Below are 15,042 nucleotides of genomic sequence, written 5' to 3'. Positions count from 1 at the left end.
CTCTCCCTTTAATGCATGATGATGTATTTATCCATTATCAAATTTTGTCTCACCTTGTAATGACTTGCCTCGAGCTGGATCTGTTGCTGCTTATCGGCCCAGCCAGGCAATGATTTTAAAGTCAGCACCGCAATCAGCCCGCCAGAGCTGCCATCATTATCAATCGCCTCAATCGCCAATTCATTATTCCCCTCCATCAGATTGTCAGTCAATTGATGCACATGTTCGATCTGCCAATTCGATTCGCTGCTTGTTACAGCGGCAATATATTCCCCATTGCAGAATAAATTATATGAATCATCCACAATGAGTTTGATCACGGCTGACACGGGCAATCCTTCAATCTGGAACGATGTTCTAAAAAATACCTGTCGACTCGGCTTCAAGGTGGTTCGATCTGATGGAGGATGTTCCGAAGATCGCGTTTGAAGTAGCGAATCACCAGAAATTTGGGCTCCCGCACTATCGGCAACCATCAACCAAATACCTGTAAGTGAATTGTGGCGACGATCTGACGAGCGCACCACATAGCTTGCTCGATCCCAGGTTCGATCATCAAAATCTGGATTTACCCATCCCTCGACATACCGATGAGTGGCGCGCCAACTTTCGTCGCTTACAATTTGTTCGGTTTTCACTGATAAATTGATCAATGCGGCATATTGTTCAGGATTTGCGTGCACTAAAGCAAGCTTAATTTGCGGCACCCAGGCGTTATTTAGTTGCAATTTTTGGGAAAGCTGGAGTCCCAATTCTAATAACGTTACGGTAGCCTCTTTCAACGATAAATAATTATCTTCTAATGTGAACAGTGCATCCTCATAATTGATATTATTGCTGGCTCTAAACAGTCGCTCGTACCTTTTCCGATTAGCCCGCAAAGTATCGGCCAACTCCTGGGTACGCTGTGCAATTACGAACAGATCTCGTAACATAAGCTCACGCGTTTCAGCAACCAAAGGATCGCTGATGTTCAATTGTACTGCTTTCTCCAAAGTCTTTTGATATATTTCAGCGGTCATCTTGGCAAAAGCGCGACTAAAATCGACGAGATTTGCTAACTGATCAGAAAAGATAGCTGGATCAACACCTGGTTCAGCGCGGTCAACTAATTGTTTGTAAGATTCCAGATTTGCTTCATATAACTCCAGAGATTTTTGGGCTAATTTTTGATATTCAGCCGCCAGCAAATTATTGGCTGACAAAATTTTCTTTCGCGAGAGTTTGACCCATTGATTTTCGATCCCTAAATTCCATGCCTCCTGAATATTGCGGCGATGGGCGTCAATGATCTCCGAAATCAACGGTGTAATGGCTTTGCCCAGCACTTGCCTGCGATATTCCATCTCAGCCACATGATTCAACCCATCTGGGATCGGCGCTTGCAAAAATGCATCCACTGTTGAAAAATTCAATTCTGCTGCATCATAGATCACTTCAGAGACCTTTTCTTTGCAGCGCTCAATCCAACGACGAGCGACATGGAGCGTACTATCCTCCCGAACAAAATCTCGCGACGCCCCTGCTGCAGAGAGGGTGTCATTTTTGATCAAAGAGGTTTCATATTGCTTCGCCAGTCGGCTCAGAATTTGAATGGCTTGTTTATAAGACTGCTCAGCTTTCCCATACAATTCCACTGTTGCCTCATTGATCTGTTTTTGGGCAATGATCCGGCGTGTTTGTTCCATGGGTGGGATCTCTTGTTTCCCCCAGGTCGATGCAAACTCCTCATAGCTTCGGCCGATATGCCAAGTTGCTTCATATAATCGAACCGTCCCATAAGCGGCAACCTTGGTATAGCCATCCACGATCTGCATTAACAATTCTTTCTTCTTCTTTTTTGCCTCTTCTAAACGGGCTTGCGGCAATTGAAATTCTATTTTGTCGTACTCATCATATTTTAATTGGGTCATTTGAAACAACGCTTCAGCTGCAAAATAATCGTTTCGCTCCAGATTTTTCTTCGCTAACTCCTCGTTCTTTTCCACAGCCAGGCGATATTCGTTGATCGCTCGATCGAATTGATTCTTGGCCCGATAATATTCGCCTCGTTGAAAATAGGTCTCAACGACCCGTGGCGAATTGGGATACCGGACAGCATACTCGCCATACACCTGATTGGCTTCATCCAATTTATCCAATTTCAAATAATATGTTGCGATATCAAAATACAAATCTGCCGCATCTTTTGAATCAGGGAACCGCTGCACAAATGTTCGATTGACCCGGATCGCATCTTCCCATTCCTCTGCGCGAGCAAAAAAGTAGCTGGCGTTGAACAAAGCATCATGCGCTTGGTTAGGATCCTTCGCGACCGAGGCCAATTTCTCATAGGTAAGCGCTGCATTTTTGGGCTCATTCAATTCCCCATAATCTAACGCCAGATTGTTCATGGCATTCAAAAGATAAACAGAATTCGGTCGCGTCTCAATCAGATAATTATAAGTCTCCACTGCCCGACTGAATTCTCTGGCTTTGTCAAACTCGAGTGCCGCGTTGAATAGGCTGAGATCAGCAAACTCCGCGGTGGGAACCTCACGCACAACGCGCAAATATTCGTTGCCAGCTTGGAGATGATCGTCGCGATTCGCATAGGCTTCAGCCGCAAGAAAAATGGACTCTGCCAGCCGGATTCTGGCTTTCCTCTCTAATTGCGGCGAAATATCCTGGCTTTTTAGCAACCGACGCGCCACTATCTCGGCACTTTTATAATCCTGTTTCCCAAAATAGCTTTCCAGCGCAATATATCGAATGTTATTCACCTCTGGATGATCGGGAAAATGCTTCAAAATCGTATTGAAGTACCGCAACGCCTCCTTGAACTGATTGTTGTTATAATAGACAGCACCGGCATTGGACAATACCGTAAACGTCTCTGGCTCATGGGGAAAAATTTTGATGTAATTGTTATAAGCGCGAATCAGCTTTTTCTCACTCTCAGTCAGCTCCAATCTCCGATATTGCAATGCTGGTATGCCGACCTGTGGGCGATCCGTGGAATCTGTTTCGCTCAGATCAACTGCCACCTTCTTTTTAGTGGTGTCACTTTCAACCATTTCCTTGGTCAAGGCGATGGCGTTCTCAGCGGCGAATTTTTGAAAGCGGCTATTCCAATACAGATCACTCATGCGCATGTACTCTTCAAACGCCGCGTCCTTTTGATTCAATTTGGTGTCTAAGACCAGGGCCATATTCCAATGGATCATCGGGGCACTGCTATCGGAGGCAAAAATGCTGATATATTTTTTGCTATCATTCACTGCTTGAAGATAGAGATATTCGTCATTATTCTCCTCAGCCCGCTGAAACAGGAGGGTGATATTGTCTCTCAGTGCGCGCTCGGCAATTCGGTAGGCCTTATTGCGCAGCCGTTCATTTTCATGAGACTGCCACCAGGCGCTGCCTGGGCCATAATCATGAAATAGCTTTTCCCTCGCCACATACGCCATTCTGTCGTCCCTCATGTAGCGATAACAGGCAACGATCTTCTCCTGAATTTCCGGCGCTTCATCGTGTTCAGGGTACATCTTCAGCAAAATATGATAAGCCTCAATCGCTTCATTGTAAAGCTCCTTTTCATACATATACACGTCGCCGATCTTCTTCAGGATCTCAGCACCATAACTTCGACCACCAATTCGGTTCAGGTATTCAACCGCCCGTTGAGTCCCCCCATAGTCCAAAAAGCTAATTCCGATATATTCGAGAGATTCATCCCGCAAGCTGGGATTAGAATAGCGCTGGCGCGGATCGATCGATTTGGCACGCTCAATGTCATCGGCCAGAAGCGTAAAATAGGAGACTGCTTCGGGGAAATTATTCAACCGATAATAGCTCCACCCCAGTCGATACAGCGCCTCATCAAATTTGGGGCTATCTTTGAACTGAAGCACCTTCTTATAATACTCGATCGCCCGTTCAATTTCATTTTTGGGCGGATTGAAATAGTACTCGCCGATCCGCATCAACGATTCTGGGACATAGCGGCTCTCAGGAAACTGGTCGATCACATATTGATAAATCGCCAAAGCTGAATCAATTTGACCGATCTCTTCTAATAAAAATGCCTTATTGTAAAGCGCATCATCAACCAAGTCACTATGAGGAAATTCATCGATAATCCTTTGATATAAAGCCAGGGGACGGCTTAAATTTTTGGTGGGCTCCACAAGGGTGGTGTCTATTCCTTGCGACTCAAACTGCTCCATCTGTTGATCGTATTCTTGCATCCGCTGCAAGTAATCATCTTCAGCCGCTTCGTAGTATAATTCTGCCAGCCGAATCATCACACGATCCAACATGGTGCTCTGGGGATTATTGGCGATAAACTTTTCAGCTTGTGCAATCCCTCGATCACGCAATTTTATCTTGTCAATATTAAATTCCTTGATCTGCTTCTCGTAGAAATCCCGATAGTTCAGGATATCTTCGATAGTGTAGGATTCTAATAACGAGTCGATCTTTGCTTTGCGGCTGGTATCCACCCCCGTCGTTTGCTGTGACCGTAGCGGTTGCGACAAGATCATCCACACCAATAGCGCCAACATGTTAATGATTATTTTTTTCATTGCTAATTCCTAACAGGTCAACTGCTTTCCCACCACTGGTTCCTTCAGCCAATTGAACTTACCTCTCCCAATCTTAAAATGGATATTCGATTTCCTCGGTTTCGATCTCTCTGGTTTTAGTCTCGAAATAGATTTCCTGAAAATAGCGCTCTTTCTCCAATTTTTCTAATCGAATTTTCTCCGCCTGAATTTCCTGCTCAATTTTCTTTACCTCATCATCAAATCGTTTCACGCGCTGCTCCAGTTGCTCTTTTTTCTCTCTGAGCAAGTCATCGATCAATGTCAGGTTCTTCTGATAACTGCCAATCTGCTGAAGTTTCTCATAATAAGAAGCAAAATTGATATCGCTTATCCCAAATCCGGAGAGGTTAGCCCATTTTTCGGTCTCGGTCTTTATCTCCTCCACATTGTTTTCAGCCAACCAAACCTGAAAGCGATTGAGCTGATTATTCAAATCTCGAAGATCATCTTCGATCATCTCCAGATCTACCATTACATCGATTGAGGCGGCCTCGCTCCCAAGTGCGGCCAACTGAGTGATCGTCTCAAGATCTTTTTGGATCCGTTGCTTCTCCAAAGCCAAATCTCGCATCAAATTCGTGATGATCCCGCGGCGATATATCAGCCCCCCCTCTTTGCTTGCAAGAGGATAATTCAATAAACCTGCTACACCAGATGGAATTGCGCTCTCCTGATAGCGCTCCAATGTTGCAACCAGCCGGTTTCGCTGGCGAACCGCATCGGCCAGCAAGGTTTCGTCCCCTTGTTCTCGGGCAAAATTGATGATCGAATTGAATTCCTCGATCTGCTTCAATAACGTTTTGCGCTTTTCATTATATTGATCCACATAACGACTATTAACAACCCCTCGGTAGCGAAGTGTCAAAAGCGCGTCGCTAATTAGATCTCGGATCCTTGAGACTTGAGGATAGATCTTGCGATTCTGCTGTTCGAGCACTTGCTGCTCCAGTATCTCCAGCTCATTCAATTGCGATAACAGCCGCTTTCGTTCTTCATTGTATTGTTGTGCTTGGCTCAAAGCCTGTTGGGCATTGGACACATACTGGAGGTCCATCAACGCCTCATCTGGCCGATTCAAAATTCGCTTACAATGCGCCGATAAAACCAACGCTTCGTAAGTGTAATTGGACAGCAGATAATTGTTGGACAGCAGGTTAACCTTCTGAATCGCAGCGTTGTATTGGGCCTGCTTCAGATTCGCCCAGGCCTGTCCCATCAGGCTGGCATCATAATTTTCATATCCCTTGGAAACCTGGTCAAAATACGAAATCGCCTTTGCATATTCGCCACGCTGATAATGATAATAACCCAGCTTTAACAGCGCCTCATTTCGAAACATCGCGTAATTTAAATCGGTCCAGGGATAGCTCCGCAGTTGGACGATCTTCTCGAAAATTTCCCTAGCTTGACCATATTTCTCAAGATTTGAGAGCACTATTCCAAGCAAATACTGAGCCGGGAGATAATACTGTGAATCATCTTTAATATTCTCCAGCACTGTCCGGGCAGCCTCAAATTGTTTCTGCTTCAGATAAAGATAACCCGCCAGGTATCGTGCCTTATTCAAATCCTCTCGATCGATATTAATAAGGTCCTTCACTTTTTCGAAATATTTGAAGAATTCACTCTGCCATCCATAGCTATAGCTAATCATCATCAACCGCAAGTAACATTGCCCCAAATATTGCGAATTTGGATATTCACTGATGAGCGCCATATAACCTGCTTGGGCGGCATCATAATAGCGATTGGCGAAATTCGCCTCACTTCGATAAAATAAAATTCCGTCCAGATCTTTATAATAATCCTTGTACCCAGAATAGATTTGCTGGAACTGGAGCTCCGCCAATTCATAATTTTCATTTGAATAATTGAGCAAGGCGTCACCCACTTCGCGCTCCAGCATTCGCTTTCTCTGGCCCTCGGTGGCACTGCTGATCAATTTTTCTCGAATGATGCGATATCTGGTATAGCGCGCCTGATAATCGGCAACCCGCTTGGCCTTCCAAGCATCGTAGTAATCCGATATCGTTTTGCCTTTGAAGCCTTCATCATTCACGTATCCAAATAATTGGAGTATCCTAATATCGATATTGGCCATGATATGATTTCGCAAGCCTTCAATACTGGATCTTTTCAGTGAATCTGTTGCGATCTGCTGCTCGAGTTGATCCATTTTTTTCAGAATATTAACCAGCGAAGCAGCCTCTGCAATGTAACTTTCAACGACTTTATCCGATGATGGTCCAGCAATGCGGCTTTCCTCAAGAATCCGCATGATGCGCTGCTTCTGCTGAGTTAATTGTTTCACCATCTCCCCATCGCCGATCGCCGATGCCCGCTTCTCAAATGACTCGATTTGTTCATAAATCTTGAGCAGGTTGCCTACCTCTGATGAATATCGCTGAATCATTGCTGCCGCTTCCTGTCTGGTCATCGGCCTCCTGAGCGATTTTTGATCATCTAAGATCGCCATTAATCTGTCCTTCAACTGTTCCACTTCTTCGATGAGCTTCAAATCCTCCATCTGCTGAACAGTTGATTCCAAACGCTCTATCTCAGAGACGATGCCTTTAATCGCTTGAATCTCGGCATCATATTCTTTCACTAATTGATCTTCCTTGCTATAAACCAGGTCTAATCCCGCATCCTCCTGCGCCAGCCCAGCTTTTTTGCGAATTTGAACCTCCTCGGTCACATCGCGGATCAGCCCCAATAATAGCTGTTCCTTGATTGCCATCTTGTGAAGAAACCGCTTCGTTTTTAGATCGAGATAGAATCTCAATCGCGTGTCGAAATCGAGTGTTAGATCGCGATGTTGATGCGGCATAGTTGATAACTCGCCCATTGCCTGTCCAACATAGAGCAGGATGATCATGACGCTGATAAATTCAACTAACCACCGATAATGTTTTTCGCTGTGCTTGCGGTTCATAGGGACTTTCTTCTTACAAATGTGTTCTTCATCCATCGTTGGCTATTTTTAGCAGCCAACCGCCAATTATATCATATTTTTTCGTCTTAGTCAATAAAAGAGTTTTTAAATTTTTGTCATTGCTCAGACATAGCTACTCTGTAAGATTATTATCAGAAATTTTAAAACTCATGTTATAGCTGAGACAATTTTTCAATTGTGATGTTGGATTGATAGCGTCAAAATAATCCAAGCTTCTGGCGCTTTGATAATATCGAACAATGCTCATGCAAATACAATCTGCTAAAGGATGAAGCCAAGTAAGATTCTTTAAATAATACCGGTTATTTCAACCATTGCGGAAAAATAAAAACAAGTTTTATTAAAAAATTATTTAATGGGGCTAAAGGCAGGAGCTAAAAATAAAAAACCCTTCCTGCTTTTTTGTCATGGGATGATCAATCCCATATTACCGCGAATCTAATTTGCGGTGTCTGAAGCTACCGAAAGGGTTTTCACTTAAAAAATAAACTCTGCTGATTTTAAAGAACAATCAAAATCTTAAATAATCTTTAATAAACTCCGCTTGGGCTTCTGGAGAACAGCTCAATTATTCCCACTTTTAGCGAAATTGTGCTATTGGCTGTTTTCGCCTCGCTCAATTCTCAGTGGAGATCTGCGATCTAAACAATGGCCAGCGAAAGTGATCTGCTTTTTGAACTTTCTGCTAAGCCTTCATTTTGTTGCGGTTGGAGCGATCCCAGAAGCCATAATTATTCTGGTCGCTGCGGTCCTTTTTTAAGATCAGGGGCGACCGGGGATTCGCCGATCTTGGGCTCGAAGGGCAGCTTACCATCCCGTTGCATCGAGCACCGGCCGTCGAAAATCGCTCCGTCATCGATGACCAATCGGGATGTTTTCAACTCGCCCAGAAATACCGCTTTTGACTCCAGGACCACCTTGCCAGTCGCGCTCACCTTGCCGCGCACTCGACCTCCGATGATGGCGTTTTTCGCAATAATATCTCCTTCAATCTCCCCATCTTTGCCAATTACCAACAGCTCCGTTGTGGTGAGATTGCCCTTGATCCTTCCGTCAACGCGGACGCTATTTTCAACTTTGAGGGTCCCTTCCAAAGAAGACCCTTTTCCCACAATCGTATTCAGATCGCCAGATCGCGAAATTCCATCTTCTTCTTTCTTGCTCAACGTTGTCTCTCCTTATCCTGTTTGATTCACCATATTTATCATAAAACTTTCGACCTAAAAAAGACGCAAAGCTGAACACTAAACAGTACTAACGAAATTCGCTTTGCTCCTTTTATGGTCATGACTATCCAGGTAAAAAATTTAGATCTTTCGAATCAATTCACTTTTTGCTCTGAGTCGTGAGGAGATATTCCTTTGGATCCACCGGGATCCCGTCCTTCCATATTTCAAAATGGAGGTGGGGCGCGGTGCTCCGACCCGAGCTACCAACCAAAGCGATAACCTCGCCTTTTTTCACAAAGGTATTTTCTTTTTTCAAGAGGATTTGATTATGCCCATAATAAGTAAAATAGCCATTGAGATGATAAATTATGATCAGATTTCCCAGCGCTTCGGTCCAATTCGCGAAAATAATAATCCCATCTGCCGCTGCCCGCACCGCAGTCCCTCGGCTGGCTGCAATGTCGATCCCCAGATGATTGGGCAATTTGACATCGCCCCGACGAAAATCCGTGGTCACCATCCCTTCCACTGGAAGAAAATTAGGTATATTGGTCGCAAATTGATCGTAATTCTTCTTCGTTCGCGTGATGAAATTCAACCGTGGCTTGCTCGGTAGGTTCTGCCCAGCCGAAAGGACATCTTCGCTGCTCATTTCAGTCGCTGGGACCATATTGATACTCCGGCGGAATGTATTCATGAGTTGCGATTTCTTTCGATCGCTGATCTCGAACCCCTGATCCACCCCCAAAGCGTTGCGTAACCGCGTATTGTAATCAATTAATTCTTCAACCGTGTCAAACATTTGGTTGATCCGGCGATTGTCCTCTTTTAAATTAATGTTCTCGCGCTCCAGCCGCTTGCTGTACCGATTGGTTACCGCAAATTTATAATAAAACGCAGCCCCAGCAAAAATATGGATCACCAGGACAATAGCCACGCCCAAAAGAATTCGAACTGTGTTGGAACTCAGCCGGAATGTCAATGGATCGGAGTCATCATCAGGGATGATCAATATCGATAATTGTTTTTCGCGTTTGCGCTTATTCATGGTCGATCCCCCGCCTCTCGGGGCAGAATTAATCTAACAATGCCTTTCGATTGAAAAAATAGGCTGTTCATTGAAAAAATCCTTAGCGCCTGGCCATAACGATTTTAGCAATCATGCTATGCAAATAATTTGCCGCTTCAACGCTGACTGAAGCGATTCACTTTTTATCCAATGATAATTTTTTGCATGCGACCTGGAGGCTCAATCTTCAATCTCGCGTTCTCGTGAGTTTTACTGCTCAGCGAAGCCTGGCAACCAAAAACTTGACGTTATCACTGCTGCAAAATTTCTAATAAGCGTTCCAATTCTTCATCAGAATAAAACTCGATTTCAATATTACCTCCCTTTTTCTTCAAATTGATTTTCACCTGAGTCCCAAATTTGTTCCTGAGCCGCTCCTCCATCTCCAGGACGAAGAGCGATTTTGTTGGCTGATCACCTTCTGGAGTCGTCCTTTTTTTGGCCGCTTGTCTCACCAATCGTTCCACATCGCGGACCGAAAGATGATCTTTGATAATTTTTTCCCAGATGCTTTTCTGAAGCTGCTCATCTTCGATTGTGATCAATGCCCGGGCATGCCCCATATCGAGCTGGCCGGTTCTCAAGCTTTCCTGGATCATCGGGGGCAGCTTTAATAAACGAAGGAAATTTGCTACTGTCGACCGTTCTTTACCAACCCTTTTCGCAACCGCTTCCTGAGTCAAATTGCAATCGACCAGCAGCTTGTTATAAGCGCGGGCAATATCAATGGGATTAAGGTCCTCTCGCTGAATGTTTTCGATCAGCGACAGCTCCAGCATCTCCTCATCGCTTCGAACTTCGAGCACATAGGCAGGAATGCTCTCAATGTTCAGGGCAGTCACAGCCCGCAGCCTTCGCTCACCAGCGATCAGCTCGTAGCCATCATCGACCCTCCGAACGGTGATCGGCTGGATAATGCCTTTCTCCGCGATGGAATTTTTAAGTTCCTCCAGCGCCGCCTCATCAAAATTCTCCCGCGGCTGAAACGGATTGGGCTTGATCTTGTGGACCTCGATCTCTCGAATGGAGCTGATGCGCTCTTCGCTCTCCTCCTCAGGGATATCTGGGATCAATGCGCGAAGTCCTCTTCCCAAGCGCTTACTTGCCATTCCTGATGAATTCCTCCGCTAAGCTCATATAGTTCTCAGCTCCCATCGATACCGCATCATACAGAATAATCGGTTTTCCAAAGCTCGGTGCCTCACTAATCCGAACATTGCGATTGATCACAGTCTTATAAACTTTTTTATCGAAAAAGCGACGCACATCTTCTGCTACTTGTCGGGAAAGATTGAGACGGCCATCGTACATGGTGAGAACCACCCCTTCGATTTCGAGCCGGCTATTGAGATGTTTCTGAACCAATCGAATTGTATTAAGCAATTGGCTCAGCCCCTCCAGCGCATAGTACTCGCATTGGATCGGTATGAGCACCGAATCCGAAGTGGTCATGGCGTTCAAAGTCAACAGTCCCAGCGAAGGAGGACAATCGATAAAAATATATTTATAGCGATCCCTTACCTTGGGCAGAACCCCTTCCAAAATTCTCTCACGGGATATGGCGGAAACCAATTCGATCTCTGCGCCAACCAAATCCACATTCGACGGCAGCAAATCAAGATACTTCAATTCCGTCTTGAGGATAACATTCTCGATATCCTCTCCTTTGATCAGCACGTGATAGATGCTCTTCTTTATTTGCTTCGCATCAAATCCCAAACCGCTGGTGGAATTCGCCTGAGGATCTATGTCGACCAATAGTACAGGATATTCAGCAACAGCAAGGCAAGCGGCTAAATTTACCGCCGTCGTCGTCTTGCCAACCCCACCTTTCTGATTGGCAATCGCAATGATCTTGCCCATTATATCCTCCTAATTGTATAAAACATGTGCTAAATATACAATACAATGGGGTGAAATGCAAGATAAAAATTTAGGCAGGTTGACTTTTTTAAAGCGCTTTCTCGCGCGCGGATTAATGGCACTGAGGATAGCCCTAGTAGACCCTCTGGCTTTTTTTAGCAGAAAGCGTTGTTCATCATCAGAGGTTTAGACTCGCAAACCACACTCGCCCAGTTATTATATTTTTGCTGGATCAGATATGATTTCCCCGCTGTTGCTGCAAACGAACCCGCTTTGACAATATGACGAATTTCGATCCATCGATAACTAAATTATTCTCCGCTCCAATCCCTGAGTTCTCGTGGGAATTCTTAATACCTGTCCCACGAACAGCGGCTCATCATCTCCAATTCGGTTGATTTTCTGAATTACGCGCCAATGGACGCCATAGATTTGAGCAAGCACTGCCAGCGATTCGCCTTCAGCAACCACATGGTGAACAATTTTAAAGGCGGGGACGTCTTTGATCTCTCGAACCTCTGCCACAGGATATTCCGCTGCATAAGGTTCTGGACTTACCCTCTGCAACCTGGTCTGCGCCACAGCTTGGACCATACCAGATGCAATTTTTCTCACGGGAACAGCACTGATTAGTTTCTGCTGAATTACTGAATAATTGATGCGAATGGAACCCTCAATGATTTGCTCATTGCGAAGATAATTCATAGCTGATTGCATCGCCAATAAAACAATAACGGATTTGATCATAAATTTTATCATGGCTGTCGTCTCCTGATGCAGTGCGGAAATGTTGATACTAATTCATGCCTGAACGAAAATTCACCGCCTTGTCATTTCGACCGAAGAGAGAAATCTTTAACCGAAATATCATCAAGTTGACCAGATTCCTCACTACGTTCGGAATGACAAAGCAGGGGTTTTCTTTCAAGCACTGATCATATTCCCGGTAGATTCAAATGCTGTGCCACATTCATGTGCCAAATGGGAAGATCTTTATCTGGCTGAAAATCTGGCCTTTGCTCCTTTAGAATTTATTCATAAAACTTCTGGATGAAATTTCATTTGTGATAAAATTACGGAGTTGAAAGTGGATTTTGTAGTGAGGGGGGATTTTGAAATTGGATGGAGTATAAAAATTGACCGTCATTTTCAAAATGACGGTCAATTTTTAAAATCTTGAAAGCTAGATACGAAAGCCATGGCCTTATGTCAATCTTCAAAGGAAGCCAGTAACAGCGAACAGTTTTTCAATTTTTCATGGAAATAGCTTATTTAGAACCGATCTTATCTGTTGCCTAAAATCTTGCTGATACCCCTCGGCCTGCCATACCAGCTTGCCATCTCTATTGACCACAAAGGATCTCGGGATCGTAGTTACACCGTAACTTTTCGCTGCCACGCCATACTTATCCAAAAGAATAATCCCTGGGTAGTTTCTGCCTTTCAAAAACGATTCGACGGTGGACTTTTCCTCTTTTAAATCGATCAGCAGCACTTTGATCGGTTGATTCTCAAATTCACCCAGCACCTCGGTCAGCTCCTCGATCTCTTTATGGCAGGGCTCACACCAAGTGGCAAAGAAACTGATGATCACTACATGTTGTCTCTTATCTTTGATTGGAGCCCGAAGCTCACCGCAATAATCTCGAAGATAGACGTACTCGTCTTCGATGGACTTTAGAACGAAAGCAGGCGCCTGATCGCCTATCTGCAGCTTTTTTTCTTGCGCCATCAAGGTAGTATTGATGAGGAAAAAGATCAAAAGCAACAGATGTTTTATTGAGGTTGTGAAATCTATCATGACATTCCTAAGAATTATATATGTAAAAAACAGACTGATTCCATCGCTTGGAGCGATGGAATCAGTACAATTATTTTCCCTTCTCACTTCATCAATATCATCTTCCCCAGCAATCTCACATTGCCGCTGGCGGTCAATTGGTACATATACACACCAGAACTCAGAGCTCTCCCGGTTTCGTCACTGCCATCGAAGTGAAACTGGTATTGTCCAGGCTCGAGTGTCCCCGTATAAAGGGTCTTTACCGCTTCTCCCAGCGTGTTGTAGACTTTCAGGCTCAGCTCGGTCTTGATCGGAACCGAGATGGGAATGGTTGTCGTGGCATTGAACGGATTGGGGTAGTTGCTACCCAACGAAAAGCTGGTGGGTAGAACGGCGCTTAACTTCTCATCCACGGCTGCTTCTTTGCCGACGATGACACAGAATTTTGTAATATCACGAATCGGCGTGAACCAGTACACAGCCATATCCCGCAGGTTAACCCGCCTTGCCGAGGTTTGATCAATTAGGTAAACAGCAAGCTGATCTGGAATTTCTTCCACACCCACAAAGGCAATCTGGCAAGCTTGCCCCAGAAAAGCGGAGACCTCAAATTCCCAGCTCTCCATCTCCTCAATCCAGGGACGGATGTCGCTGGCAAAGATGCTGTACTGCCTGTCCCAACCTGGACGTGGAAAATAAACGGTGGGTACTGGGCCAATAGTCCGTGGCTTGCGGAAATCCAGGCCATCCAGCCCTTTGCTGGCGTGCTCAGATACGCCCAACCAGGCAGCGCTGTCGGTATAAACCCCAGCCGTTAAGATGATCTGAACCTGCCAGCCGTCACCTGTTGCCGTCTCACTGGCAAAAGATTTTGACATGGTGCCTTTGTAAGGGATTTTGAGGCTGCTCAATTGGCCAGCGCTGTTATCAAAATAGTAACCCTCATATGGAGCCAAGCTGGCGGAGGTAGCAAATGAGCCGTTGAACGACCAGATTGGCTGACTAATCCCATTGGCTTGAAGAACTGTTTCCCAGGGGATGGCCGTGTTGAACGGATTGGTGATCAGGTTCCAGCCAGCGCGCAACGGGATCTCGGCCTGGTTCGATGCATTCAACGGCGCCGAGGGGACGGTGGTACTAACGCTCCAGGGACCTTTGTGGATCAGCCAGAACGCCCGGCCCACCGAAAAGGTGAAAACAGCGCTACCGTCAAAAGCAATAAAATAATCACTGGTCGCGCCATTATCCCAGTAGGCCTGCCAGTCCGTATTGGGCACACCTGGTATCAGGTCGCTGATTTTTGCATTGCTTGCTCCCGGCAATCCCACGATGCGATAATCTGTGGGATGGTAATCCGATCCCCTGGCGTACGATGGAAAGTTGACGCTATGGCTCAAATTGATGGTTGAAGGATAGAGAAATAGTGTAGTAAACGCTTGATCTTCCCCATACGTCGTGCCCACGCTATTGGTCGCCACCACCCGAAAATGATACGTCGTATTGGGCAATAGCCCAGATAATTGGGCGGACACCGAAGCAGAACTGGTGCCGCTCACCGAGCTGGGAGAAGCTGTGATCTCACTGCCGTAGCTTGTAGTAGTACCATATTGAAA

The 15,042-nt window shown here is 45.2% G+C and carries 9 protein-coding genes; all 9 read right to left on the bottom strand.

Annotated features, from left to right (window positions below; genetic code table 11):
• Positions 1-8: 8 nt before the first annotated feature.
• Entirely contained in the window at positions 9-4,568 is a 4,560-nt protein-coding gene (locus tag ONB37_17900) for a tetratricopeptide repeat protein (GenBank protein MDZ7402037.1), read from the bottom strand.
• A 73-nt stretch (positions 4,569-4,641) separates the two neighbouring features.
• A complete protein-coding gene (locus tag ONB37_17895) occupies positions 4,642-7,524 on the bottom strand; it encodes a tetratricopeptide repeat protein (GenBank protein ID MDZ7402036.1) in 2,883 nt (960 codons plus the stop codon).
• 752 nt (positions 7,525-8,276) lie between these two features.
• The gene (locus tag ONB37_17890; protein MDZ7402035.1) at positions 8,277-8,711 is read right to left on the bottom strand and encodes a polymer-forming cytoskeletal protein; all 435 of its coding nucleotides are present in this window, start codon (positions 8,709-8,711) and stop codon (positions 8,277-8,279) included.
• Positions 8,712-8,871: 160 nt separating this feature from the next.
• The gene (locus tag ONB37_17885; protein MDZ7402034.1) at positions 8,872-9,762 is read right to left on the bottom strand and encodes a M23 family metallopeptidase; all 891 of its coding nucleotides are present in this window, start codon (positions 9,760-9,762) and stop codon (positions 8,872-8,874) included.
• Positions 9,763-10,034: 272 nt separating this feature from the next.
• Complete coding sequence (locus tag ONB37_17880) at positions 10,035-10,892, bottom strand: ParB/RepB/Spo0J family partition protein (protein ID MDZ7402033.1); 858 nt, start codon at positions 10,890-10,892, stop codon at positions 10,035-10,037.
• Complete coding sequence (locus ONB37_17875) at positions 10,882-11,646, bottom strand: AAA family ATPase (protein ID MDZ7402032.1); 765 nt, start codon at positions 11,644-11,646, stop codon at positions 10,882-10,884. The genes ONB37_17880 and ONB37_17875 overlap by 11 nt, the downstream gene beginning before the upstream one ends.
• A gap of 306 nt (positions 11,647-11,952) precedes the next feature.
• Positions 11,953-12,405, bottom strand: a complete 453-nt coding sequence (locus tag ONB37_17870; protein ID MDZ7402031.1) for a LysM peptidoglycan-binding domain-containing protein — start codon at positions 12,403-12,405, stop codon at positions 11,953-11,955.
• A 496-nt stretch (positions 12,406-12,901) separates the two neighbouring features.
• Positions 12,902-13,447 carry a TlpA family protein disulfide reductase gene (locus tag ONB37_17865; protein ID MDZ7402030.1) on the bottom strand — a complete coding sequence of 182 codons (546 nt, stop codon included), beginning with the start codon at positions 13,445-13,447 and terminating at the stop codon, positions 12,902-12,904.
• A gap of 83 nt (positions 13,448-13,530) precedes the next feature.
• A partial coding sequence (locus ONB37_17860; GenBank protein MDZ7402029.1) for a T9SS type A sorting domain-containing protein occupies positions 13,531-15,042 on the bottom strand: 1,512 nt, incomplete at its 5' end.

The organism is candidate division KSB1 bacterium, assembly GCA_034506395.1.
In the GTDB taxonomy this organism is placed as follows: Bacteria; Zhuqueibacterota; Zhuqueibacteria; order Thermofontimicrobiales; family Thermofontimicrobiaceae; genus Thermofontimicrobium.
This window is presented reverse-complemented; position numbering and strand designations above follow the sequence as displayed.

Coding starts and splice junctions, on each gene's coding strand:
- ONB37_17900 (MDZ7402037.1), bottom strand. CDS start 4,568: ATGAAAAAAATAATCATTAACATGTTGGCGCTATTGGTGTGGATGATC.
- ONB37_17895 (MDZ7402036.1), bottom strand. CDS start 7,524: ATGAACCGCAAGCACAGCGAAAAACATTATCGGTGGTTAGTTGAATTT.
- ONB37_17885 (MDZ7402034.1), bottom strand. CDS start 9,762: ATGAATAAGCGCAAACGCGAAAAACAATTATCGATATTGATCATCCCT.
- ONB37_17880 (MDZ7402033.1), bottom strand. CDS start 10,892: ATGGCAAGTAAGCGCTTGGGAAGAGGACTTCGCGCATTGATCCCAGAT.
- ONB37_17875 (MDZ7402032.1), bottom strand. CDS start 11,646: ATGGGCAAGATCATTGCGATTGCCAATCAGAAAGGTGGGGTTGGCAAG.
- ONB37_17870 (MDZ7402031.1), bottom strand. CDS start 12,405: ATGATAAAATTTATGATCAAATCCGTTATTGTTTTATTGGCGATGCAA.
- ONB37_17865 (MDZ7402030.1), bottom strand. CDS start 13,447: ATGATAGATTTCACAACCTCAATAAAACATCTGTTGCTTTTGATCTTT.